The sequence below is a fragment of the Roseateles sp. YR242 genome, from assembly GCF_900109745.1.
Taxonomy (GTDB): Bacteria; Pseudomonadota; Gammaproteobacteria; order Burkholderiales; family Burkholderiaceae_C; genus Roseateles.
Genome location: NZ_FOAV01000013.1, coordinates 124,682 through 147,189, shown reverse-complemented (window position 1 = coordinate 147,189; position 22,508 = coordinate 124,682). Strand labels below are relative to the sequence as shown.

Here is a 22,508-nt window from a genome sequence, read left to right as displayed (position 1 = left end):
GAAGAGAATGGCTGGCACGCGGGGTGGCACAGCCGGTTGGGCCTCCTGCGCTTGTGGCGAGGGAGGTTGCGTCAGTGTAGGAGATCAGCCTGCGTCAATGGCGCATTCAAGTGGCCACTTCAGGGCCTACTTCAGGGCTTACTTCATGGACCCCTCAAGGGCCCATGAAGGCATCGGCGCGGAGCGTGACCACCAACGTGTCGCGGTAACCGGCGTGATGGGGTTCCAGCGGCTGAATGGGCGTGGTTTCGTGAATCACCCGCTCGTCGTCCAGCAGCAGCAGGGTCCATGGCTCCATCATCGTGAAACGCTGGCCACGCGGGCCATCCGCCTCGAAGACCCGGGATTCACCACCCTTGATGCCGTTGCGCCCCATCATGAAGACCGCCACCAGGTCCACACCGTCCCGGTGGGCGCCCTCCGGCGTGGGGCGGCCAATGCCTCCGGCCGTGTCGATACGGAACTGGTGAGCCTCGACGAACCACGGCCGCACGCCCTTGAGCCTGTCGGCAACGCTGGCCAGGCCCAGCAGCAGGCGCGGCCAGATGGGCAGGTCGATGGCCGCCGGCGCCATGGGCTCGAACATGCGTTCAATGCCGCCGTGCAGCGCGTTGTAGTCCAGCGGTTGCCAGTGCGCCCGATGCGGCGCCAGACGGACCGCCGGGTCGGCCTGGGCATCCACCACGAAGCTGGAGTGGCGGCGGAAACGGTAGTGGCCGCCGTCACGCAGATAGGCGTCCGCAGGCAGGTCGTTCCAGAAGCCCTGCAACTGGCGCAGATCATTCGCCTGGCAGTGCAGCCAATGCGTCAGGCTCTCGGGCGCAATGACGGTGTGCCCCAGGTCCGAGAGCTGCTGCTCGAACTGGGCGGCGCTGGAGTAGGGCGGCGGGAAATGCTTCATGTCAGGCAGTATGGCGCGGCGCGCCGCGCGGCGCATGTCTTGAGATGCGAAGCGGGGCTTGCTTGTGCGGCCAGCAGGTGCGTTGGATCAGGCGGGGTGCTTGTCGGCCTCGGAGGTGAACGCGTCCGCGTAGAACTCCTCGGCGGGCAGGCCGCGCTGGGCCACGAAGTCCCGCTGGGCGGACTCGACCATGATGGGCGCGCCGCAGGCATAGACCTGATGGCGGGAGAGGTCCGGCAGGTCCGCCATCACGGCCTGGTGGACCAGGCCGGTGCGGCCCGTCCAGCCATCTTCCGGCTTCGCATCCGACAGCACCGGCACATAGGTGAGCGAGGGCAGGGCCTCGGCGGTCTGGCGCGCCCAGTCGTCCAGATACAGATCCGAGCGCGAGCGGCAGCCCCAGTACAGATGCACCGGGCGGGTGATGCCTTCGTCCTGCAAGCGCTCGACGATGGCCTTGATGGGCGCAAAGCCGGTGCCGGAAGCCAGCAGCACGATGGGCTTGTCGCTGTCCTCGCGCAGGAAGAAGCTGCCGAACGGGCCTTCCATGCGGAGGATGTCCTTTTCCTTCAGCGCCGAAAACACGTGGTCGGTGAACTTGCCGCCGGGCATGTGGCGGATGTGCAGCTCGATGGCCGGCGGCGTGCCCAGGCGGCTGGGTGCATTGGCCATGGAGTAGCTGCGCCGGGCCCCGTCACGCAGGATGAATTCGACGTATTGGCCGGCGCGGTATTGAAGCTGCTGGTTGGCGGGCAGCTGCAGCTTGATGACGGCGACGTCCGGAGCCGGCAACGCCTTGGTGATGACCCGGCTGGGCAGCTTCAGCACCGGGAATTCACCGGCCCCGGGCACTGTGCGGGCCTCCACCGTGCAATCGGTATGCGGGCGGGCGCAGCAGGTGAGCACAAAGCCCTGCGCCTCTTCCTCGGCAGAAAGCGCCTTGCTCTGGTGCTCACCATGCGTCACCTGGCCCTCGACCAGCTTGCTCTTGCAAGAGCCGCAGGCGCCGTCCTTGCAGCCGTAGGGCAGGCCGATGCCTTGGCGGATGGCGGCGGCCAGCAGGGTTTCGTCGGGATCGACGGAGTAAGCGCGGCCGCTGGGCAGGACGGTGACCTGAAAACTCATGATGGACAACAGGCCGGCGGCAAACCGGCCGAACAGGGAGAGGGAGGAAGATGGAGCGTCCCCGAGGGGGATGCCTCGGGGAATCCGGTATTTTGCCTGAGCCTGTCATCAACGGGCAGTGGCGGGCAGTGATGGGTAGTGATGGGCAGTAGCGAGTGGCAGCAGGCGGCGAGAGCAGGCGCGGAGGGCAGCAGGCGGGCAGGTCGGCGACGCGCCACCCCCTGCCTCTACACTGCATGGCCACTTCCCGCCGCCATTGCTGCGCCGTTTTCATGCCTGTCTCCTCTCCCTCGCGCGCGTCCCGCCAGCGCCGCCAACGTCTGTTGATCATCGGATGCGGGGACGTGGGCCTGCGTGTGGTGCGCTTATTGAAGCGGCGGTGGCAGGTATGCGCTCTGACCAGTTCCCCGGACAGGGTGGCGGCGTTGCGCGAGCTCGGCGTGGTGCCGCTGGTGGGCAACCTGGACGACGCGGCCACGCTGGGGCGCCTGGCCGGCCAGGCGGACCGCGTGCTGCACCTCGCACCACCTGCGCGAGAGGGGCTGCAGGACGAGCGCACCCGCCGGCTTCTGGAAGCCCTGTCTCGCGGCTCGGCACCTGCTCATTTGGTCTATGCCAGCACCACCGGTGTCTATGGCGACTGTGCAGGCGAGCGGTTCGACGAGACCCGCGCGGTGAACCCCCGCAATGACCGCGCCTGGCGGCGGGTGGATGCCGAGGCGCAGTTGAGGGCCTGGGGCCGCCGCACCGGCAGTGCCGTGACGATTCTGCGGGTGCCTGGCATCTATGCGCTGGACCGGGTGGGTGGGGACCCGCGTGAACGCGTCGCGCGAGGCACGCCGGTGCTACGCCGCGAGGACGACGTCTATACCAATCACATCCATGCGGATGATCTGGCGCGGGCATGCGTGCTGGCCTTGCTGCGAGGCCGGCAGCAACGGGTGCTGCATGTCAGTGACGACAGCGAAATGCTGATGGGGGACTACTTCTCGTTGGTGGCGTCCTTGGCAGGGCTGCCCATGCCCGAACGCTTGAGCCGGGAGGAGGCGCAGCAGCGTTTCTCCGCCATGCAATGGAGCTTCCTCGGTGAATCGCGACGCCTTGATAACCGGCGGCTCACGCACGAGCTCGGGCTTCGCCTGCGTTACCCGACGCTGCGGGAAGCCCTGGCTGCAGGGGGTGTGGCCTGACCGGGCACCAGCACCGCCTGTCAGCACCGCCTGCCAGCATCGCCGCTCAGCGGCGCCTCAGCGCCGACGGCCACCCCGCCAATAATTGATCATCAGCCACGCCCCCAGCATGCCGCCCAGATGGGCAAAGTGGGCGATGCCGGTGACGCCGGAGATGCCTAGCAGCAATTCCAGTGCGCCGAAGATGGCCACAAAGACCTTGGCCTTCATCGGGATGGGCGGGAACAGCGGCATGATGACCCGGTCCGGGAACATCAGCCCGTACGACAACAGCAGGCCGAAGAGCGCGCCGGAGGCGCCCACCGTGGGGCCGTTGGTGCCGACGATCAGGGTGAAGACCAGTTGCGCGGCTGCCGCAGTCAGCGCGCTGGCGACCAGCAGCTGTGCGTAGCGCTTGCCACCCCATACGGTTTCCAGTTCCGAACCAAACATCCACAGGCCCAGCATGTTGAAGAACAGATGCAGGGTATTGCCGTGCAGGAATGCGTAGGTGAGGGGCTGCCAGAAATTGAACTGGCCGGAGTTCAATGGCCAAAGTGCCATGCCGAACTGCAAGGGTGCCAACTGGGCCGGGGCCAGGTTGAACAGGCAGAACAGGCCGACACAGATCAGCATGAACGCCTTGGTGACCGGTGGGATGAAAGGCATTGGTCCGATATCTCCTACTCGCCGGGAAATCCGCCGCCAGTGTAGCCGCGTGTACAAGCCCGGTCGGGTCGCCGTGCGCGCGCTCGGTGCGGTATGGGAAGAGGCGGGGTTCGGAACTTCGCAGAAAGGCCGGCCGTATGGGGAGGTGCCGGGATGAGCTGAGAAAGCGCGAGAAGAGCCGTGAAGTATCGGGGAGGGGGGGGCGTGGCCGGGAGAGTGACCTGGGAGGTGGTCTGCAGAATGGCCAGGAGATTGGCCTGCAGATTGGCTTGAATTGCCAAAAGCAGAGGGGCTGTGCCCATGCTCAACTGCTGATGTAGTTGGTGCCCGGAGCCGGACTCGAACCGGCACACCTTGCGGCGGGGGATTTTGAGTCCCCTGCGTCTACCGATTTCGCCATCCGGGCTACATCAGAAAAGAAAGGCATTATGCCACGCAAAGCATTCGGCTCACTGAGAGAATGCGCCCATGAGTGATGCAAAAGCTTTCGAGGGCCCCAGCTACCCGACGCTGGAGGACGTGATCGGCAATACACCGATGGTGCGCTTGCAGCGCGTGCTGGGGCCGGAGCTGGCCGCTCGCGGCAATGTGCTGCTGGCCAAGCTGGAGGGCAACAACCCGGCTGGCTCTGTGAAGGACCGCCCCGCCATCAGCATGATCCGCCGCGCCGAGGAGCGTGGGGAGATCAAGCCCGGCGACACCCTGATCGAGGCCACCTCCGGCAATACCGGCATCGCCCTGGCCATGGCCGCCGCCATCCGCGGCTACCGCATGGTGCTGATCATGCCGGAGGACCTGTCGGTCGAGCGGGCCCAGACCATGAAGGCCTTCGGCGCGGAACTGCTGCTCACCCCGCGCTCCGGTGGCATGGAATACGCCCGCGACCTGGCCGAGCAGATGCAGCGCGACGGCAAGGGCCGCGTGCTGGACCAGTTCGCCAACAACGACAACCCCCGCATCCATTACGAGTCCACCGGCCCTGAAATCTGGCGCGATACGCAAGGGCGCGTCTCGCACTTTGTCAGCGCCATGGGTACCACCGGCACCATCACCGGCACCTCGCGCTTCCTCAAGGAGCAGAACAGCGAGGTGCGCATCATCGGCGCCCAGCCTGCCGAAGGCTCGCGCATCCCAGGCATTCGCAAGTGGCCGCAGGCCTACCTGCCCAAGATCTACCGCCCGGAAACCGTCGATGAACTGGTGCTCGTGAGCCAGTCCGACGCCGAAGACATGGCGCGCCGCCTGGCGCGGGAGGAGGGGCTGTTTGCCGGCATCTCCGCCGCTGGCGCCTGCTGGGTGGCGCTGCAGATCGCGCGGCAGGTGTCCAACGCGACCATCGTCTTTGTGGTGTGTGACCGGGGGGATCGATATCTCTCCACGGGCGTCTTTCCTGCGTGACCCTTGGCCAAGCCTTGCCAGACCTTTGTCTGACCTTGTCGTCAGCGGCCCTTGATGCCCTGCATGCCCCCGGACCTGTGAGGAACCTGCCATGAGCTTCCGCTTCTGCCCCCAGTGCGCCACGGAACTGCAATGGATCGAGCGGCCGGAAGATGGCGGCCCCAAGACACGGCTGCGTTGCCCCGCCTGCGACTTCTCGCACTGGGACAACCCCACGCCTGTACTGGCGGCGGTGGTGGAATGCGTGGACCGGGAGGGCCAGGTCTTGCTGGCCCGCAATGCCGCCTGGCCCATGCCGTTCTACGGCCTGATCACCGGCTTCATGGAAGCGGGCGAGACGCCGGAGGCGGGCATCCGGCGGGAGGTGCTGGAAGAGACCTCGCTGGAGCCGCTCGGCTGCACGCTCATTGGCGTCTACGACTTCCAGAAGAAGAACCAGGTCATCATTGCCTACCATGTGCCGGCCCGTGGCGACGTGCATCTCTCGCCGGAGTTGGTGGACTACCGCCTCACGCCTCCCGAACAGCTGGAGTGCTGGCCTGCAGGCACCGGCCATGCGCTGGCCGACTGGCTGAAGGGTCGAGGCCTCACACCGCGCTGGATGCCGCCGCGCTCTTAAAATCTGCACATCGGCGACAAGGACAGATCCATGGATATTCACAAGGAACTCGATACCCGCGGGCTCAACTGCCCGCTGCCCATCCTCAAGGCCAAAAAGGCCCTGGCGGAGATGGAGAGTGGCCAGCTGCTGAAGGTGGTGGCGACCGACCCTGGCTCCAACCGTGATTTCCAGGCCTTTGCTCGCCAGACGGGCAACGAGTTGGTGGAGCAGAGCACGGTGGGCGAGGAGTTCGTTCACGTGCTGCGACGCCGCTGATCCGCTGCACCTACGCAGCGGCCCGGCGCCTAGCCAGACTTGCCGCAAGAATGACAAAGGCCACGCACTGCGTGGCCTTTTTTCGTTCAAGCTGTCTAGGCTGAACCGGCTGAACCGACCGAGGGCGTCAGATCTCCAGCGCCTTCAGATAGGCGCGGAAGCTCGCGCCCAGTTCCGGGTGATCCAGCGCCAGTTCGACGTTGGCCTGCAGGAAGCCTTCCTTGCTGCCGCAGTCGTAGCGCTTGCCTTCATAGCGATAGGCGAACACCTTCTCGCGGCGCAGCAGCGCGGCAATGCCGTCCGTCAACTGGATCTCACCGCCCACGCCGCGCGGCTGCGTGGCGATCTCGCGGAACACGCCCGGGGTGAGGATGTAGCGGCCGGCCACGCCCAGGCGGGACGGCGCATCTTCCGGTGCGGGCTTCTCGACCATGTGCGAGAGGTCCATCAGGCGGTCGCTGATGGGCGTGCCCGCCACAATGCCGTAGCGCTTGGTCTGCTCGGCCGGCACTTCCTGCACCGCCAGGATGGAGGCCTGCCATTCGGCGAACTGGTCCACCATCTGCTTGAGCACAGGGGGCTTGCCCACCATCAGGTCATCCGCCAGCAACACGGCGAAGGGCTCGTTCACCACCACGCACTGGGCGCAGAGCACCGCATGGCCCAGGCCCAGGGCCTTGGGTTGACGGATGTAGATGCACTCCATGTCGTCCGGCTTGATCGAGTGGACCAGGGACAGCAGTTCGCGCTTGTTGGCGTTCTCCAGTTCGGTTTCCAGCTCGAAGGCCGTATCGAAGTGGTCAGGAATGGCGCGCTTGTTGCGGCCGTTCACGAAGATCATTTGCCGGATACCGGCCGCGTAGGCTTCTTCCACCGCATATTGGATCAGTGGCTTGTCCACCACCGGCAACATTTCCTTGGGCTGGGCCTTGGTGGCGGGCAGAAAGCGCGTCCCCAAGCCTGCGACGGGAAAGATTGCCTTGTTGATCAGGGCCATTTACGTAAACTCCCACGGTTGTTGCGCTGGCATTGTTGCATGGCAGCATTGCAAGAAAGTCAAACAAACATCTCCAAACCCCTCATGTCAGTGCTGATCCTGGAGCCGCTGGAAGCGGACATTCTGGAGTGGCTGGCCGAGCGCCACCAGCTTCAGCTTATGCCGGAGTTGGTGTCGGACCCGCTGGCATTGAGGGATGCGGTCGCGCAGGCCAAGGCAATTCTCTTGCCCGCCTCTGTGGCGCTGGATGTGAACCTCATCCATCACGCCCCGCGCCTACGGGCTGTAGGCCGCATCAATGCGGGTGCGGAGAACATCGACATGGAAGCGTGTCGACTTGCAAACATCGAGGTCGTGCGCGCACCGACCGCCACGGCATCGGCCGAAGCCGAGTTCATCGTGGGGGCGCTGTTGTCGCTGTTGCGGCGCGTACCGATTGAAACACTTGATGGGTCATTGGTCGGCCGCGAACTCGGTTGTGCCACCGTCGGCCTGGTTGGCCTGGGCCCTTCGGTGCGCCAATTGGCGACCGTGCTGCCAATCTTTGGTGCGCGCGTGATCGGTTATGACCCCGGGCTGCACCATGCTGATCCTTTATGGGCGCAGTGGGGCATCGAGCCCTATGGGCTGCGCGAGCTGATGCAGGCCTCGGACGCCGTGAGCGTTCAGTTGGCCTACTTCCCGCGTTATCGCGGCCTGATGGGGGAGCGGGTGCTGGGTTATTGCAAGCCCGAGCAGGTGCTGGTGTCCACCTCGCACTCCGCGCTGTTTGATGAGCAGGCACTCGCCGAGGCGCTGCAAAGCGGCCGGTTGCTGGCCGCATGGCTGGACCTGATGGAGCCGGGCCTGCTGGAACCCGGCCGTCCGCTTCACGGGGTGCCCGGCCTGCAGGTCACGCCGCGTCTGGCGGCCACCACGCGGGAATCCCGCATGCGGGCCGCCTGGAGCGTGGCACGGCGGATCTCGGAGATCCTGTCCGTGCCGGAGCCCCATGGCGACTTCAGGCCGACGCTGCCAGGCGTTGAACCTGATCTTGCAGCCGAACCACGGTGGCGCTGAAGTCGGCAATGCGCTGACGTTCCTGTTCCACCACGGCCGCCGGCGCACGCGCCACAAAGCTCTCGTTGCCCAGCTTGCCTTCCGCCTTGGCGATCTCGCCCTGCAGGCGGCTGATCTCCTTGCCGATACGGGCCTGCTCGGCCGCCACATCCACTTCCACCTTCAATGCCAGGCGGGCCTGGCCGTGCACCAGCACCGGCGAGGTGGCGCTGGCGCGGTTGAAGGCGGCCTCGTCCTCGATCAGCTCCACCGTCTCCAGCTTGGCCAGCACCCGCAGCACGGGTGCGGCTTCACGGATGAATTCCAGCTGCCCGGTGGCCAGCAGCGGCACGCGGTCCGAGGGGCTCAGGCCCATCTCGCCCCGGAGGCTGCGGCAGGTGCTCACCACCGACTTGAGCTGCTCCACCCAGGCCACGGCCTGCGGGTCAATACGCTCCGGCGCGGCGATGGGGTAGGCGGCCGTGACCAGGTAGTCGGTCTGCTTGCGGCCGGCGATGGGGGCCACCGTCTGCCACAGCTCTTCGGTGATGAAGGGCGCGATCGGGTGCAGCAGGCGCAGCACCGTCTCCAGCACGCGGATCAGCGTGCGGCGGGTGCCACGCTGAGCGGCCTCGTTGCCGGCGGCCTGGGCCACCTGCAGCTGGACCTTGGAGATCTCCAGATACCAGTCGCAGTATTCGTCCCACACGAAGGAGTAGATGGCATTGGCCACCTGGTCCAGCCGGTAGTCGGCGAAGCCCTGGGCCACCGCCTGTTCCACCTTCTGGAGTTCGCTGACGATCCAGCGGTCCGCCTGGCTGAACTGCAGGTAGCCATGAGCGGCACCGCCGGGGGCGCACTGCTCCTTGGTGTGCTCCATCAAGCCACAGTCCTGGCCCTGCGTGTTGGTCAGGACGAACTTGGTGGCATTCCAGAGCTTGTTGCAGAAGTTGCGGTAGCCCTCGCAGCGCTTGCTGTCGAAGTTGACACTGCGCCCCAGCGTGGCCATGGCGGCAAAGGTGAAGCGCAGCGCGTCCGCGCCGTAGCCGGGAATGCCGTCCGGGAATTCCTTCTCGGTGGCCTTGCGCACCTTGGGCGCGGTCTCGGGCTTGCGCAGGCCCTGGCTGCGCTTGTCCAGCAGCTCGGGCAGGGCGATGCCGTCGATCAGGTCCACCGGGTCCAGCACATTGCCTTCGGACTTGCTCATCTTCTTGCCCTGCGCATCCAGCACCAGGCCGTGGATGTACACATGGCGGAAGGGCACCTGGCCGGTGAAGTGCTTGGTCATCATGATCATCCGGGCCACCCAGAAGAAGATGATGTCGTAGGCGGTCACCAGCACGGAGGAGGGCAGGAACAGGTCCTGCTCCACGGTCTTGTCCGGCCAGCCCAGGGTGGAGAAGGGCACCAGGGCGGAGGAGTACCAGGTGTCCAGCACGTCCTCGTCACGGCGCAGCGCGCCGGTGTAGCCCGCGGCGTCGGCCTTGGCGCGGGCTTCAGCCTCGTCATGCGCGACGAAGATCTGCCCGGTCTCGCCATACCAGGCCGGAATCTGGTGGCCCCACCAGAGTTGGCGCGAAATGCACCAGTCCTGGATGTTGTTCATCCACTGGTTGTAGGTGCTGACCCAGTTCTCCGGCACGAACTTCACTTCGCCATCGGCCACCACGTCGATGGCCTTTTGCGCAATGCTCTTGCCGTCGGCGCCAGGCTTGCTCATGGCGACGAACCACTGGTCGGTCAGCATCGGCTCGACGATCTGGCCGGTGCGGGTGCAGCGCGGCACCTTCAGCTTGTGCTTCTCGACCTGGACCAGCAGGCCTTGCGCTTCCAGCGCTGCCACCAGGGCCTTGCGGGCCGCAAAGCGGTCCATGCCGCGGTAGGCCGCCGGGATCTCGTCCAACGTGTCCACCACCGTCGCATCCAGCGTGAAGATGGTGATCATCGGCAGCTTGTGGCGCTGGCCGACCTGGTAGTCGTTCGTGTCATGCGCCGGGGTGACCTTCACCACGCCGGTGCCGAATTCCTTGTCCACGTATTCATCGGCGATCACCGGCACCAGACGGCCGGTGATGGGCAGGCGGACCTGGCGGCCGATGAGGTGCTTGTAGCGCTCATCTTCGGGGTGGACCATCACGGCGGTGTCGCCCAGCATGGTCTCGGGCCGGGTGGTGGCCACCACCAGCGACTCATCGCCTTCCGCCATCGGATAGCGGATGTGCCAGAGCGAACCATCTTCCTCTTCGCTTTCGACTTCCAGGTCGGAAACGGCGGATTTCAGGATGGGGTCCCAGGACACCAGGCGCTTGCCACGATAGATCAGGCCTTCATCGAACAGCTTGACGAAGGTGTCCACCACCACCTTGGACAGTTTCTCGTCCATGGTGAAGTACTCATGATCCCAAGAGACCGAGGCCCCCATGCGGCGCATCTGCCGGGTGATGGTGTTGCCGGACTGCTGCTTCCACTCCCACACGCGGGCGACAAAGTTCTTGCGGCCCAGGTCATGGCGGCTCTGGCCCTGGCCTTGCAACTGGCGTTCCACCACGATCTGGGTGGCGATGCCGGCGTGGTCCGTGCCGGGCACCCATAGCGTGTTGTCGCCGCGCATGCGGTGATAACGCGTCAACGAGTCCATGATGGTCTGGTTGAATGCGTGCCCCATGTGCAGCGTGCCGGTGACGTTGGGGGGCGGCAGCTGGACGCAGAAGGATTCGCGGGCGGGGTCCAGCGTGGGCTTGTAGAGGCCCTTGGACTCCCACAGGGGGCCCCAATGGGCTTCCAGGGCGGCAGGTTCGAAGGACTTCGCGAGTTCGGTCATGAGGGCGCGCGCCAACACCTTTTCAGGCGGGCGTCTAGGCTTTGAATTCGAGTGGACGGACATTGTAGAGGGCGAGCCTGGCGCTTCCCGCTGCAACGAGGGTGGGGCCGACCCATACCGCGGCGGCATAACAGCTAGTGCGGGTGTGCGCTAGCCGCCCGCAATGGGCCGGCTCCAGAATCGCGCCCGATATTGCATCCAACGATAAGCGCCGTACAACGTCCGCGGCCTCCCGCACGGACCCGCCACCAGGCGCGCTGAGCACCGCCCCATCGGCGCCGACGCAGACAAGGAGACAGTGATGATCGAAGCCCTGCCAGGAGCGGCTCCTGCGGTGTGTGCACCGCCATCAGCCCGGTCGTTGATGAAGGCGTCCGCGCTGGACCTGACCGGTCGCGAGGTCCAGTTGCTCGGGCTGCTGGCCCAGGGCTGGCCCAACAAGCGGATCGCCGAGCACCTGTCGCTCACCCTGGGGACGACCAAGCAATACCTGAACCGTCTGTTCAGCAAGCTGGGTGTCGAGAATCGCGGGCAAGCCGTGCAGGCGGGCCGGCAACTGGAACTGCTGTCCTGAACCGCGCGCGGCCGCTGGCCGGGTTTTCCCCTGGACGGCACGTCTGTGTGGAGGTGGGTGCGCATGATGGATCTGGCACAGGGTGCTGAATACGGGGCGGAGATCGACCGCAAGGACCTGATCGAGGGCCTGGGCAAGGGCTTGCGGGTGATGGAGGCGTTTGATGACGACCATCCCCGGCTCACGCCCACCGAGGTGGCGCGGCTGACCGGGCTCACCCGCACGGCGGCACGCCGCTATCTGCTGAGCCTCGTGCACTTCGGTTATGCCGGGACCGACGGCAAGCTGTTCTGGCTGACCGCCCGCGTGTTGCGCCTGAGCCAAAGCTACCTGGGCGCCTCCCGGCTGCCCCGCCTGGTCCAGCCCTTCATCCAGCGCATTTCCATGCAGTGCGGCGAGACGGTCAACGTCAGCATCCTGGACGGGCATGAGGTGGTGTACGTCGCGCGCAGCAACTCACCGCGTGTGGTCTCGGTGGGGTACCAGCCGGGGTCGCGCATTCCCGCCCATGTGGTGGCCCCAGGCGTGGTGCTGCTGGCCGCCATGACGGAACCGGAGTCCGAGCAGTGGCTCGCCCGGCACGACTTCCGCGCCTTCACCTGCCACACCGTGGTGGCCCCGGAGGCGTTTCGCCAGCACGTGCGGGCGGCGCGGGCGCTGGACTTCTGGATTGCCTCCAAGCAACTGGACCCGGGCCTGTGCGGCATCGCCACCGTCTTGCGGGACCGCAAGGGCACCTGCAAGGGCGCCGTGAGCATGACACTGCCGGCGGCCACCTACAGCGAGGACGAGATGCGCGCCAAGCTGCTGCCGCTGCTGTTCGACACCGCCCAGACACTGCGCCCGCTGCTCTGAACTCGTTCTGAAACGTTGTTTTGAAACAGCGTTTCATCTCCGGTATTACCCGCGTTTCGAGCGATGATCGCGCAAATCGAGCGTTTGTCGCTCGTTTTGGGCGGCAGGTTAGTTCCGCTCGGCCCCGCAGATCGCTGAAATAGCTCCCAGACCCCCGGTGTGGAGGTCCTACAAGAGGAGACAGGATGAACAACAGATCTCAGCCCAAGCATGGCTTGCAGTGCGGCTTCACGGGCGGGCGCCAGCGCGCCATCAGCGGCGGCATTTCCCATGGTGGCGCCCCGTGTCGCCTCCCGGTCCGCTTCGCCACCCTGTCCATGGGGCTGGCCCTGCTGGGGGCCGCCACGGCGGTGCAGGCGCAAAGCACGGTGACCATCTATGGCTCGCTCGATCAGTACCTGAACTACATGCGCAGCAGCTCGGGCGCCCGGATCAAGTCGCTGAACGACGGTGAATTCCTGCGCAGCCGCTTTGGCGTGCGCGGTACGGAAGACCTGGGCGATGGCCTGAGCGCCAAGTTCCAGCTCGAAGGGGGGCTGGGTGCCGACACCGGCACCCTGGCCGACACCTCGCGTTTCTTCGACCGCCAGACCTGGGTAGGCCTGGCCGGCAAGTTCGGCGAGGTGCGCATCGGCCGGCAGAACAGCGCGGTCTTCTACCGGGGTGACTACATCGACTACAACGCCCGCACGCTGGGCTCGGTGGTCAACACCTTCGGGGTGCCGTCCCGGTTCGACAACGACGTGGCCTACATCTCGCCGCGCGTGGCGGGGTTCCTCTTCGAGGCCCACTACGCCCTGGGCGAGTCCGGCAAGGTCTCCAGCCAGGCGGTCTATCAGGCGGGGCTGGAATACCTGAACGGGCCGTTCCGGGTCGGATATGCGGGCCTGCGTGCCAACCCGCCGGCCACCGCCCCGATCCGCACCAAGGTCAAGTACGACAACTTCTATGGCAACTACGACTACGGTGCGGGCAAGGTCTACCTGGTCTACATCCGCAGCAACAACAGCGCCGCTACCGCGGTGAGCAACAACGCCGGCACGGTGCTGGGCAACACTGGGGTGCTGATGACCGGCACGGTGGCGGACGTGAATCGCTACTACGACATCTGGCAGATCTCGGCGGACTACAACGTCACGCCGCAGCTGCGGGTGGGCGCGCTGTGGGGGTCCATCAAGGACACCGGCCACGATTCCCACGGCATGACCGGCGCTGCGGTGGGGGGCTATTACTCGCTGTCCAAACGTACCACCCTGATTGCCGCGTGGGAGATGCTGGACAACGAGGCCAATGGCGGCTTCCGTCCGGCCGGTTCCGCCGGGGTGTCGCCCAACTTTGCCACGCCGTTCGACGTCAACGGCCGGCGGATCAGTGGCGTGCAACTGGGCATCCTGCATCGCTTTTGATGGCGCATGAGAGTGCTTTCACTGGCGGCGCTGACGGTGCTGGAGCTCTCCCCGGTGGACATGGTGCTGTGTGCGGCGCAGGCCGGTTATGCAGCCGTCGGGCTGCGGCCGGTGGCGGGAACCCCGCAAGAGCCGCAATGGTCCTTGCTGGGGGACACGCCGCAGCGCCGGGATGTGCGGGCCGCCCTGGCCGATACCGGGGTGAGTGTGCTGGACGTGGAACTGCTGCGGCTGCATCCGCAGACGGATGTGGCCACGGCGGAGCCGCTGCTGGAGACCGGTGCAGCGCTGGGCGCGGCCTTTGTGATCGTGGCGGGCCACGATCCCGAACGGCAGCGCCTGGCGGACAAGCTCGGCCAGCTGGCGCGTCTGGCCCGGTCCTACGGCCTGCGGCCGTGCCTGGAGCCCATGCCCTGGACGGCGGTGCGGGACTTCTCCCAGGCGCTGGCCCTGGCGCAGGCCTCGGGCAGCGACGACGTGGGGGTGCTGGTGGACCCGCTGCATTTCGACCGGGGCGGCAACCATTCGGAGCAGTTGCTGTCCGTCCCCGCCCAGCGGCTGCCGTACTTTCAGTTCTGCGATGCGCCGCATGAGCGGCCCGCCACCACCGAGGCCCTGATCCGGCAGGCCCGAGAAGCCCGGTTGCCGCCCGGCGATGGCGAGCTGGACCTGCTGGGCATCCTCAGCGCGGGCCCGCCGGGCGTGCCCTTGAGCCTGGAGGTGCCGATGGCGGGCGGCGCGGGCACGGCCCTGGCGCGGGCCACGCAGGTGCGGCAGGCGGCGGCGCAGTGGCTGCTGCGGCATGGGCTGGCGGTCTGACCCACAAGGAGACATCGCTTCATGACGATCTCTGGCAGTACCCGTGTGTTCCTGATCCTGGGCGACCCGGTCGCGCAGGTCCGGGCGCCGGAAGCCTTCAACCACCTCTTTGCCCGGCACGGCATTGACGCCGTGCTGGTGCCCGCCCAGGTGCCGGCTTCCCGCCTGCATGAATTCATGCGCACGACGCTGGCTGCCCAGAACATCGGCGGCTTCTGGCTGGCGATTCCGCACAAGACGGCCGCCATCCAGGTGCTGGACCACTGCGACCGGCTCGGCCAAAGTGCCCAGGCCGTCAATGCGGTTCGGCGCAACGCGGACGGCACGCTCGAAGGGGCTCTCTTCGATGGGGTGGGTTTCACCAAGGCGCTGGACCACTTCGGTATTTCCATCACGGGCAGCCGGGTGCTGGTGGTGGGGGTGGGCGGCGGCGGGGTGGCCATTGCCACTTCGCTGGCAGCGCGCGGGGCGCGGGCGGTGGCGCTCTTTGATACCGCCACCGGCCGCACGGCTGCCATCGCCCAGCGGCTGACGGAAGCCTTCGGGGTGACGGTGACGCCGGCACCATCCGCCGAGCCGGCCGGCTACGACCTGGTGGTGAACGCCACGCCGCTGGGGCTGCAGCCCGGGGACCCGTTGCCCTTCAATGTCGATCACCTCGATGCCGACACCGTGGTGGTCGACATCCTGATGAAAAACCAGCCCACGCCGCTGCTGCGCGCCTGCCAGCGGCGTGGCACGACCGCGCATCCGGGCTTCGAGATGCTGGTGCAGCAGGTGCCGGAGTACCTGTCCTTCTTTGGTTATGACGAGGCGGCCCGGGCGGTGCAGGCGGACCCGTCCGAGGTTCGCCGCCTGCTGGCGGGCCCATGAATCCGTGGAACAGCGCGGAGATCGGGCGCTGAGACCGCGCCACAAGCGCAGGCGGTGAGGCCAGGCGATGAGATCTGGCAAAAAGACCTGACAAGAAGACCTGGCCATGAGACCAGGCGAGGACACACAACAAGGAGACCACCATGGAGACAACCATGAACATGCATCGGAACACTTTGCTGCGCGGCCTGCTGGCTGGCGTGGCCACGGCCGCCATGGCCACCGCAGGCCTGATGCCGCTGGCCGCGCAGGCCCAGCAGGCCATCAAGATCGCCGTGCTGCAGGAACTCTCCGGCGCGGGGGCGACCGCCGGCACCAATGCCAAGAACGGCATCGAGCTGGCGGTCAAGGAGATCAATGCGGCCGGGGGCATCCTGGGCAAGAAGATCGAAACCATGGTCACGGACACCCAGTCCAACCCGGGCGTAGCCAAGGGCCTGGCCACCAAGGCGGTGGATGACGAGGTGTTTGCCGTGCTGGGCCCGACCTTCTCCGGCTCGGTGCTGGTGAGCATGGCCGAGACACGTCGGGCCCGTATTCCCAACTTCACCGGCGGCGAGGCGGCCACCATCACCCAGCAAGGCAACCCCTACATCTTCCGCACCAGCTTCACCCAGACCACGGCCATGCCCAAGCTGGCGCGCTACATCGCGCGCGGCCTGAAGGCCAAGACGGTGGCGGTGATCTACGTGAACAACGACTTCGGCAAGGGCGGCCGGGATGCCTTCGTCAAGGCGGCGGATGCCAACGGCCTGAAGGTGGTGGCGGACATCTCCTCGGAGTCCGGCCAGGTGGACTTTGCAGCGCCCGTGCTCAAGGCCAAGCAAAGCGATGCCGACGTGCTGTTCGTCTACACCAATGAAGAGGAGTCCGCCCGCGCGCTGCGCGAACTGCGCAAGCAGGGGTGGACCAAGCCCATCATCGGCGAGACCACGCTGGTGGGCCAGAAGGTGATCGACCTGGCCGGCGAGGCCGCCAATGGCGTGAGCGCCCATGTGGGCCTGACGGTGGATGCCCCCAGCCCGGTGATCCAGGGCTTCAAGGCGCGCTTTGAAAAGGAATACCGCTATGTCTCGGACCACAACGGCATGAAGGGCTACACCTCCGTGTTCATGCTCAAGGCGGCCATCGAGAAGGTGGGCAAGCTGGACCGGGAGGCGGTGGCCAAGGCGCTGCATGGGCTGACCATTGCCGTGGCCAGCCAGCCCGGCGTGCTCATGGACGTGACCATCGACGAGAACGGCGATCTGGACCGTGAGAGCTACCTGGTGGAGGTGAAGGGGGGCAAGCAGGTGGTCAAGGAGACGCTGCCCGCCCTGGGCAAGAAGAGCTGACGGCCGGGACGGCATGCGATGGCCGACTTTCTTCAACTGCTGTTCTCCGGCATGGCCACCGGGAGCATCTATGCCATGGCCGCCCTGGGCTTCACCCTGCTGTGGCAGGCCTCGGGCACCATCAATTTCGCGCAGGGCGAGTTCGTCATGCTGCCGGCCTTCGTGATGCTGATGCTGCTGGGCGCTGGCCTGCCGCTGTGGGCCAGTTTCATCGCCACCTGCGTGATGGCGGTGGGGGTGCTGGGCTGGGGCTTCAAGCGGGGCATCGCCGACCCGCTGCTCCGGTTCGGCCTGATGCCGGTGGTGGTGGCCACCTTCGGCCTGGCGATTGCGTTGCGCAATGGCGTGCGGGCCGGTTATACGGCGGAGGCGCATCCGTTTCCTGCGCTCTTCCCGGACCGGCTCTTCCACCTGCTGGGGGCCACCTTCACGCTGGCCGACCTGGGCACCCTGGGCATGGCCCTGGTGCTGGTGGTGGGCACGCAGACCTTTCTGGCGCGCACGGTGACCGGCCGGGCCATGCAGGCGGTGGCGCAAAACACCGACAGCGCCACCGTGCTGGGCATCAACGTGCCGCGCATGGTGCTCTACACCTTCGCGGTGAATGCCCTGCTGGCCTGCGCCACCGCGCTGCTGATCGCGCCCAGCTACCTGGTCAAGTTCGACATGGGAGAGCCGCTCGGCACCAAGGCCTTCTTCGCCGCTGTCATCGGCGGCTTCAACAATTCCCGCGGTGCGCTGCTGGGCGGGGTGATCGTGGGCGTGGCCGAGAACCTGGCGGCCGCCTACATCTCACCGGCCTACAAGGACGCCGTGGCCCTGGTGGTCTTCATGCTGGTCATCCTCTTCAAGCCGCAAGGCCTGCTGGGGCGGCGCGAAGAACGGAAGGTGTGAACCCCATGCGCAAGAACATGTTCACGTGGCTGGGGCCGCTGGCCGGGCTGGCGGGCCTGGCCGTACTGGTCGCGGTGCCGCCCTTTCTCAAGAGCTACGGGCTTTATCTGCTGAGCTACTGGCTGGTCTTCGTGATTGCCAACATGGGGCTCAACCTCACGGTGGGTTATGCCGGCCAGAAGTCCCTGGGTCATGCGGCCTTCCTGGGCATTGGCGCCTATACGGTGGCCATCCTGCTGAAGGCCGGGATCAGCTTCTGGCTGGCCTTCCCGGCGGCCATCGTGGGCTGCTTTGTGGTGGGCATCGGGCTGGGCTTCCCGGCGTTGCGGGTGCAGGCCATCTATCTGGCCTTCACCACGTTGGGGTTCAACTCGGCCGTGTGGCTGGTGATGCGCAACGAGGAGTGGCTCACCGGGGGCACCTTCGGCATCAACGGCATCGCCCGGCCGGGCCTGTTCGGTTTTTCGCTGGAGGGAAACCTGGCCTATTACTACTTCATCCTGGCCACGGCCGTGCTGCTGGCGCTGCTGCTGTGGCGGCTGCTGCGGTCACCGTGGGGCAAGGCCTTTACCGCGCTGCGGGACAACCCGATCCGGGCGGAGAGCCTGGGCATCCATGTGCAGCGCTATACGCTGCTGTCGTTTGCCATCGGTGCGGCCTATGCCGGGGCGGCCGGGGCGCTGTTCGCGCCACTGGTGCAGTTCATCGAGCCGGCCCCCTTCACAGCCGGGGCATCGATCATGATGTACCTCATGGTGGTGGTCGGCGGGGCGGGCTACTTCTGGGGGCCGCTGCTGGGTTCGGCGGTCGGGGTGTTGCTGCCGGAATGGCTGCGGTTTGCGCAGGGCTGGTATCTGTGTGCCTTCGGGGCGGCGGTGATCGTGTTGATGCTGTGGCTGCCGGACGGGCTGCTGAGCCTGCCGGACCGCTTGCGGGCCCGGAAGCGGGCCCGGGCGGCGGCGCTGGCACGGGCGGCCAGCGCCGCCAGCGCACCTGTGGTGCCGGCGGGAGGTCGCCCATGACCCCCGCCACCGTGGCGCCGTTGCTGAGCGTCAGCGATCTGCGCAAGTCCTATGGGGCCATTCGTGCTGTCGACGGGGTGAGCTTCGAGGTGATGCCGGGTGAGATCTTTGGCGTCATCGGGCCCAACGGCTCCGGCAAGACCACCATGTTCAACAGCGTGCTGGGCCAGATCCGGCCCAACAGCGGCACGGTGGCGCTGCAGGGGCGGGACATCACCGGCCTGTCGCCGCTGGCCTTGAACCACCGCGGGGTGGGGCGCACCTTCCAGACCCTGCAGGTGTTCGGGAAGATGAGCGTGCGGGACAACCTCCTGGTGGCTGCCCAGGAGCACAAGGGCAGCGCCTGGGGGCGGCTGTTCTCGCCCGGGGACTCCGGCCTGGGGGCGAAAGCCGACGCGCTGATCGAGAAATTCCGCCTGGGGCACGTCGCGCATCAGCGGGCCGGCGAGCTGAGTTATGGCCAGCAAAAGCTGGTGGACATCGCCATGGCCTTCATGAGCGAGCCGGTGCTGGTGCTGCTGGATGAGCCTTGTGCCGGCGTGAACCCCAGCCTGGTGGGCGGCATCAGCAGCCTGCTGAAGGAACTGAACCGCGAGCATCAGGGCAGCTTCATCGTCATCGAGCACAACATGGACTTCGTCATGGACCTCTGCCACCGCATCCTGGTGATGGTGGAAGGGCGGGTGCTCGCCGTGGGCACGCCCACGGAGATTCGACGCAACAAGGCGGTGCTGGACGCCTACCTGGGGAACTGAGCATGCAGGACGTTGCCATCGAATTCGAGGATGTCGTGGCCGGCTACGGCGATTTCATGATCCTCAACCGGCTCAGCCTGCAGGCCGCGCGCGGCAAGATCACCTTGCTGCTGGGCCCCAACGGGGCGGGCAAGTCCACCGTGCTCAAGACGCTGTTCGGCATGCTGCGGATCCGGCAGGGGCGAGTGCGGCTCTTTGGTACCGACATCACCGGGGTCGGCGCGAAGGCGCTGCTGGTGCAGCATGGGGTGGCCTTTGTGCCGCAGGGGCGCAATCTGTTCGGCCAGCTGACGGTCTGGCAGAACCTGGAGCTGGGTGGCATTACCCTGGGCATGAAGACCACCCGGGCCCGGATTCCTGAAGTGCTGGACCGCTTTCCCCGCGTCAAGGAGCGGCTGGGCAGCCAGGCCAGCGCCTTGTCCGGCGGGGAGCAGAAGCAGCTGGAGATTGCGCGTGCGCTGCTGCTGCGGCCGCGGGTGTTGTTGATTGACGAGCCGTCCATCGGCCTGTCGCCCCTGGTGGTGGCCGATGTGTTCACGCTGCTGCGCCAGTTGGCAGAGCAGGGCACCACGGTGCTGATGGTGGAGCAGAACGTGAAGAGCGCGCTGAAGATGGCGGACGAGGCCATGGCGCTGGAGTCCGGGCGGCTGGTGTTGCACCGGCGTGCAGAAGAACTGCTGGCCGACCCGGATATCGAGCGCCTGTTCCTCGGGGGCGCGCAGGCGTTGGCGCAGCAGGTGGCCTGACCGCCTCCGGCGTAGGGGGTGATCAGCAGGTGATCAGCAGCTAATGAGCAGCTCATGAGCAGCTGATTGGCATCCGATTGGCGACGGGATCGTGACCTGGAGACCGACCATGGAACTGAATCTGGAACGCGAAGGCCTGCAGGCGGGCCTGAACCCGCTGGGCATGGAAGGCGTGGAGTTCATCGAGTACACCACGGCGCGGCCGCAGGCCTTGGGGCGGCATCTGGAGGCAATGGGCTTTCAACTGATCGCTCGCCACCGCTCCCGGGAGGTGCTGCTGTACCGGCAGGGCGGGATGAACGTCATCGTCAATGCCCACGGGGCGGAAGCCTCGGGCGGGGATGCCGCGCACCCGGCGTCCCCCAGCATTGCGGCCCTGGCGTTCCGGGTGCGGGATGCGGCCAGTGCCTATCGCCAGGCCATCGAGCGCGGCGCCTGGGCGGTGCCGACCCAGGTGGAGGTGATGGAGCTCAACATCCCCGCCATCCATGGGGTGGGCAGCAGCCGCATCTACTTCGTGGACCGCTATCGCGAATTCTCGATCTATGACGTGGACTTCATCCCGATTCCCGGCGTGGAACGTCACCCGCCTGCGCTGGCCGGGTTGCATCTCTTCGGCGCTGTGCAATACATCGCCGAGAACCGCACCAATGACTGGACCGAGTTCTATGCCGAGCTGTTTGGTTTCACCGACCTGCCGGATGAGCAGCGCTTTGGCATCCTGCCGCGGGGCCGGGTCTTGCGCAGCCCGTGTGGCAGCTTTCATCTGCAGTTGATCGAGCCCTGGGTGGAAGAGCCCGAGTTCGGGCTGGACGAGTACTACGCACGGCTGGGGCTCGGCACGCCCGATGTAATGGCGGCCGTGCAGGCGCTCACGGCGCGTGGTGTGCGTTTCTTCGATGCGGACGCCGCTGCCGTCGGGCCCCGAGGCGCGCTGACCCATACCGAGCTGGGGTCCGTGTCGTTCGAGCTGGTGCCGTCCTCGGCCTCTACCCCACCGGGGGCAGTCCCGCCGAACACAATCCCGCCGAGCACAATCCCGCCGGGCACGCTGGCGTCGGGCGACCAGGCCCCCGGCGCCGCCGTCCCATCGGCGGGGAGGGCGTCGCCATGAGCCGTTTTACCGGCAACACCGATGACTTCGGCATGGACACCATCACCCTTGCCGGGCCGCTGGAGACCAAGCTCCAGGCGGTGCGCCAGGCGGGTTTCACGCAGATCATGCTGTCGGCCCGCGACCTGGTGCACCACCCGGACGGGGTGGAGGCGGCCGTGGCGGCCGTGAAGGCCAGCGGCCTGCGGGTGACGGGGTTCCAGGTGCTGCGGGATTTCGAAGGCCTGGGCGGCGAACTGCGGGACTACAAGTGGGACGTGGCCAAAGGCATGCTGGCGATGTGTGCGTCCGTGGGCAGCCGGCTGCTGCTGGTGTGTTCCTCCACGTCCGCGCACGCCACGGCCCATCTGGACGACATTGCCCGAGACCTGCGCCGGCTGGCCGTGCTGGCGGTGCCCAGCGGCATCCGCATTGCCTTCGAGGCGCTCTCGTGGGGGCGCACGATCAACGAGTTCCCCACCGCCTGGGAGGTGGTGGCCCGGGCGGACATGCCCAACCTCGGCCTGGGCCTGGACTCGTTCCACACCCTGGCCACCCGGACCTCGTTGGACGGGCTGGAAGCCGTGGACCCCGAGAAGATCTTCCTGGTGCAGCTGGCCGACTTCATGTGGCGGGAGATCCGTTCCGTGGAGGAGCGCATCGAGACGGCGCGCCATTTCCGGGTGTTCCCCGGGGAAGGCGCCCACAGTGCGCAGTTGGCGGACCTGGTGCTGCGCCTGTCGCGGCTGGGCTATCGGGGCGACTACAGCTTCGAGGTTTTCAATGACGACTACCAGCAGATGCCGCCACCCCTGGTGGCCCAGCGTGCCTACCGCTCGGCTCTCTGGCTGGGCGAAACCATCCTCCGGCGCGCGGTTCCTCTACCAGGACAGATGCGGTTGAAGCGGTCATGAGGCGCCCATAAACCGGCTCATACAGCGACGCCCATACATCTGCGTGTAGCAGCGCTCCTGTAGCAGCGCCCATACGGCAGCGCCCATACGGCAGCGCTCATACGGCAGCGTTCATACGGCAGCGTTCATCCAGCGCGGCCATGAGGAGGGCTGGGCCGCGCGCCCCCGGCGGCGAAACAAAACGAAAAACAGCGATACGGCGCTGAGATGCCCCCGGCGGCGTCAGCG

General features: G+C 66.7%; 22 protein-coding genes and 1 tRNA gene. 17 read left to right on the top strand and 6 right to left on the bottom strand.

The genetic code is table 11. The features are described 5' to 3' along the window. Positions 1–154: 154 nt before the first annotated feature. On the bottom strand, positions 155–901 hold the full coding sequence (locus BMY53_RS20735; RefSeq protein ID WP_092948417.1) for a 2OG-Fe dioxygenase family protein: 747 nt from the start codon (positions 899–901) through the stop codon (positions 155–157). Between the two features lie 87 nt (positions 902–988). Continuing rightward, positions 989–2,026, bottom strand: coding sequence for a CDP-6-deoxy-delta-3,4-glucoseen reductase (locus tag BMY53_RS20730; protein WP_092948416.1), 1,038 nt, complete (start codon positions 2,024–2,026; stop codon positions 989–991). Between the two features lie 272 nt (positions 2,027–2,298). Here BMY53_RS20730 and BMY53_RS20725 point away from each other — a divergent pair, with 272 nt between their 5' ends. Continuing rightward, entirely contained in the window at positions 2,299–3,216 is a 918-nt protein-coding gene (locus BMY53_RS20725) for an SDR family oxidoreductase (RefSeq protein WP_092948389.1), read from the top strand. Positions 3,217–3,273: 57 nt separating this feature from the next. Here BMY53_RS20725 and BMY53_RS20720 read toward each other — a convergent pair whose 3' ends face one another. Both BMY53_RS20720 and BMY53_RS20715 read right to left on the bottom strand, forming a co-directional pair. Then, a complete protein-coding gene (locus BMY53_RS20720; RefSeq protein ID WP_092948388.1) occupies positions 3,274–3,864 on the bottom strand; it encodes a rhomboid family intramembrane serine protease in 591 nt (196 codons plus the stop codon). 321 nt (positions 3,865–4,185) lie between these two features. Then, positions 4,186–4,270, bottom strand: a tRNA-Leu gene (locus BMY53_RS20715). Between the two features lie 62 nt (positions 4,271–4,332). Here BMY53_RS20715 and cysM point away from each other — a divergent pair. The 3 genes from cysM (at position 4,333) to BMY53_RS20700 (ending at position 6,139) form a co-directional block, all read left to right on the top strand. Beyond that, positions 4,333–5,262, top strand: a complete 930-nt coding sequence (gene cysM / locus BMY53_RS20710) for a cysteine synthase CysM (RefSeq protein ID WP_092948387.1) — start codon at positions 4,333–4,335, stop codon at positions 5,260–5,262. 91 nt (positions 5,263–5,353) lie between these two features. Further along, positions 5,354–5,881, top strand: coding sequence for an NUDIX hydrolase (locus tag BMY53_RS20705; RefSeq protein ID WP_092948386.1), 528 nt, complete (start codon positions 5,354–5,356; stop codon positions 5,879–5,881). 30 nt (positions 5,882–5,911) lie between these two features. Next, a complete protein-coding gene (locus BMY53_RS20700) occupies positions 5,912–6,139 on the top strand; it encodes a sulfurtransferase TusA family protein (RefSeq protein ID WP_092948385.1) in 228 nt (75 codons plus the stop codon). Between the two features lie 127 nt (positions 6,140–6,266). On the opposite strand, the gene galU is transcribed toward BMY53_RS20700, so the two are convergent. Then, on the bottom strand, positions 6,267–7,136 hold the full coding sequence (gene galU / locus BMY53_RS20695; protein ID WP_092948384.1) for a UTP--glucose-1-phosphate uridylyltransferase GalU: 870 nt from the start codon (positions 7,134–7,136) through the stop codon (positions 6,267–6,269). Positions 7,137–7,220: 84 nt separating this feature from the next. Between galU and BMY53_RS20690 the strand changes: the two genes are divergently transcribed. Next, a complete protein-coding gene (locus tag BMY53_RS20690; RefSeq protein WP_092948383.1) occupies positions 7,221–8,195 on the top strand; it encodes an NAD(P)-dependent oxidoreductase in 975 nt (324 codons plus the stop codon). On the opposite strand, the gene BMY53_RS20685 is transcribed toward BMY53_RS20690, so the two are convergent. Then, positions 8,137–10,995: a valine--tRNA ligase gene (locus tag BMY53_RS20685; RefSeq protein WP_092948382.1), complete on the bottom strand. Its 2,859-nt coding sequence runs from the start codon at positions 10,993–10,995 to the stop codon at positions 8,137–8,139. The two genes, BMY53_RS20690 and BMY53_RS20685, sit on opposite strands and share 59 nt — an antisense overlap. Before the next feature lie 301 nt (positions 10,996–11,296). Between BMY53_RS20685 and BMY53_RS20680 the strand changes: the two genes are divergently transcribed. The 12 genes from BMY53_RS20680 to BMY53_RS20625 all read left to right on the top strand — a co-directional run bounded on the left by BMY53_RS20680 (position 11,297) and on the right by BMY53_RS20625 (position 22,280). Further along, a complete protein-coding gene (locus BMY53_RS20680) occupies positions 11,297–11,569 on the top strand; it encodes a helix-turn-helix domain-containing protein (protein ID WP_092948381.1) in 273 nt (90 codons plus the stop codon). 63 nt (positions 11,570–11,632) lie between these two features. After that, positions 11,633–12,424 (top strand): IclR family transcriptional regulator domain-containing protein, encoded by a 792-nt coding sequence (locus BMY53_RS20675; RefSeq protein WP_255370306.1) that lies wholly within the window; start codon positions 11,633–11,635, stop codon positions 12,422–12,424. A gap of 317 nt (positions 12,425–12,741) precedes the next feature. After that, positions 12,742–13,830, top strand: coding sequence for a porin (locus BMY53_RS20670; protein WP_092948414.1), 1,089 nt, complete (start codon positions 12,742–12,744; stop codon positions 13,828–13,830). A 6-nt stretch (positions 13,831–13,836) separates the two neighbouring features. Next, positions 13,837–14,649, top strand: coding sequence for a sugar phosphate isomerase/epimerase family protein (locus BMY53_RS20665; RefSeq protein WP_092948380.1), 813 nt, complete (start codon positions 13,837–13,839; stop codon positions 14,647–14,649). Positions 14,650–14,670: 21 nt separating this feature from the next. Beyond that, on the top strand, positions 14,671–15,522 hold the full coding sequence (locus BMY53_RS20660) for a shikimate dehydrogenase family protein (protein ID WP_092948379.1): 852 nt from the start codon (positions 14,671–14,673) through the stop codon (positions 15,520–15,522). 161 nt (positions 15,523–15,683) lie between these two features. Beyond that, positions 15,684–16,856, top strand: a complete 1,173-nt coding sequence (locus tag BMY53_RS20655) for an ABC transporter substrate-binding protein (protein ID WP_092948413.1) — start codon at positions 15,684–15,686, stop codon at positions 16,854–16,856. A gap of 18 nt (positions 16,857–16,874) precedes the next feature. Continuing rightward, entirely contained in the window at positions 16,875–17,750 is an 876-nt protein-coding gene (locus BMY53_RS20650; RefSeq protein ID WP_092948378.1) for a branched-chain amino acid ABC transporter permease, read from the top strand. A 5-nt stretch (positions 17,751–17,755) separates the two neighbouring features. Then, a complete protein-coding gene (locus tag BMY53_RS20645) occupies positions 17,756–18,772 on the top strand; it encodes a branched-chain amino acid ABC transporter permease (protein WP_092948377.1) in 1,017 nt (338 codons plus the stop codon). Next, positions 18,769–19,527 carry an ABC transporter ATP-binding protein gene (locus BMY53_RS20640; RefSeq protein WP_177200984.1) on the top strand — a complete coding sequence of 253 codons (759 nt, stop codon included), beginning with the start codon at positions 18,769–18,771 and terminating at the stop codon, positions 19,525–19,527. The genes BMY53_RS20645 and BMY53_RS20640 overlap by 4 nt, the downstream gene beginning before the upstream one ends. Positions 19,528–19,529: 2 nt before the next feature. Then, positions 19,530–20,273: an ABC transporter ATP-binding protein gene (locus tag BMY53_RS20635; RefSeq protein WP_092948376.1), complete on the top strand. Its 744-nt coding sequence runs from the start codon at positions 19,530–19,532 to the stop codon at positions 20,271–20,273. A 109-nt stretch (positions 20,274–20,382) separates the two neighbouring features. Then, positions 20,383–21,387, top strand: coding sequence for a 4-hydroxyphenylpyruvate dioxygenase (locus tag BMY53_RS20630; protein WP_092948375.1), 1,005 nt, complete (start codon positions 20,383–20,385; stop codon positions 21,385–21,387). Continuing rightward, a complete protein-coding gene (locus BMY53_RS20625) occupies positions 21,384–22,280 on the top strand; it encodes a sugar phosphate isomerase/epimerase family protein (protein ID WP_092948374.1) in 897 nt (298 codons plus the stop codon). The genes BMY53_RS20630 and BMY53_RS20625 overlap by 4 nt, the downstream gene beginning before the upstream one ends. Positions 22,281–22,508 lie beyond the last annotated feature (228 nt).

What these genes read in the sequence shown, in the direction of transcription:
- BMY53_RS20735 (WP_092948417.1), bottom strand. Translation starts at nt 901, where the DNA reads ATGAAGCATTTCCCGCCGCCCTACTCCAGCGCCGCCCAGTTCGAGCAG.
- BMY53_RS20730 (WP_092948416.1), bottom strand. Translation starts at nt 2,026, where the DNA reads ATGAGTTTTCAGGTCACCGTCCTGCCCAGCGGCCGCGCTTACTCCGTC.
- BMY53_RS20725 (WP_092948389.1), top strand. Translation starts at nt 2,299, where the DNA reads ATGCCTGTCTCCTCTCCCTCGCGCGCGTCCCGCCAGCGCCGCCAACGT.
- BMY53_RS20720 (WP_092948388.1), bottom strand. Translation starts at nt 3,864, where the DNA reads ATGCCTTTCATCCCACCGGTCACCAAGGCGTTCATGCTGATCTGTGTC.
- cysM (WP_092948387.1), top strand. Translation starts at nt 4,333, where the DNA reads ATGAGTGATGCAAAAGCTTTCGAGGGCCCCAGCTACCCGACGCTGGAG.
- BMY53_RS20705 (WP_092948386.1), top strand. Translation starts at nt 5,354, where the DNA reads ATGAGCTTCCGCTTCTGCCCCCAGTGCGCCACGGAACTGCAATGGATC.
- BMY53_RS20700 (WP_092948385.1), top strand. Translation starts at nt 5,912, where the DNA reads ATGGATATTCACAAGGAACTCGATACCCGCGGGCTCAACTGCCCGCTG.
- galU (WP_092948384.1), bottom strand. Translation starts at nt 7,136, where the DNA reads ATGGCCCTGATCAACAAGGCAATCTTTCCCGTCGCAGGCTTGGGGACG.
- BMY53_RS20690 (WP_092948383.1), top strand. Translation starts at nt 7,221, where the DNA reads ATGTCAGTGCTGATCCTGGAGCCGCTGGAAGCGGACATTCTGGAGTGG.
- BMY53_RS20685 (WP_092948382.1), bottom strand. Translation starts at nt 10,995, where the DNA reads ATGACCGAACTCGCGAAGTCCTTCGAACCTGCCGCCCTGGAAGCCCAT.
- BMY53_RS20680 (WP_092948381.1), top strand. Translation starts at nt 11,297, where the DNA reads ATGATCGAAGCCCTGCCAGGAGCGGCTCCTGCGGTGTGTGCACCGCCA.
- BMY53_RS20675 (WP_255370306.1), top strand. Translation starts at nt 11,633, where the DNA reads ATGATGGATCTGGCACAGGGTGCTGAATACGGGGCGGAGATCGACCGC.
- BMY53_RS20670 (WP_092948414.1), top strand. Translation starts at nt 12,742, where the DNA reads ATGGGGCTGGCCCTGCTGGGGGCCGCCACGGCGGTGCAGGCGCAAAGC.
- BMY53_RS20665 (WP_092948380.1), top strand. Translation starts at nt 13,837, where the DNA reads ATGAGAGTGCTTTCACTGGCGGCGCTGACGGTGCTGGAGCTCTCCCCG.
- BMY53_RS20660 (WP_092948379.1), top strand. Translation starts at nt 14,671, where the DNA reads ATGACGATCTCTGGCAGTACCCGTGTGTTCCTGATCCTGGGCGACCCG.
- BMY53_RS20655 (WP_092948413.1), top strand. Translation starts at nt 15,684, where the DNA reads ATGCATCGGAACACTTTGCTGCGCGGCCTGCTGGCTGGCGTGGCCACG.
- BMY53_RS20650 (WP_092948378.1), top strand. Translation starts at nt 16,875, where the DNA reads ATGGCCGACTTTCTTCAACTGCTGTTCTCCGGCATGGCCACCGGGAGC.
- BMY53_RS20645 (WP_092948377.1), top strand. Translation starts at nt 17,756, where the DNA reads ATGCGCAAGAACATGTTCACGTGGCTGGGGCCGCTGGCCGGGCTGGCG.
- BMY53_RS20640 (WP_177200984.1), top strand. Translation starts at nt 18,769, where the DNA reads ATGACCCCCGCCACCGTGGCGCCGTTGCTGAGCGTCAGCGATCTGCGC.
- BMY53_RS20635 (WP_092948376.1), top strand. Translation starts at nt 19,530, where the DNA reads ATGCAGGACGTTGCCATCGAATTCGAGGATGTCGTGGCCGGCTACGGC.
- BMY53_RS20630 (WP_092948375.1), top strand. Translation starts at nt 20,383, where the DNA reads ATGGAACTGAATCTGGAACGCGAAGGCCTGCAGGCGGGCCTGAACCCG.
- BMY53_RS20625 (WP_092948374.1), top strand. Translation starts at nt 21,384, where the DNA reads ATGAGCCGTTTTACCGGCAACACCGATGACTTCGGCATGGACACCATC.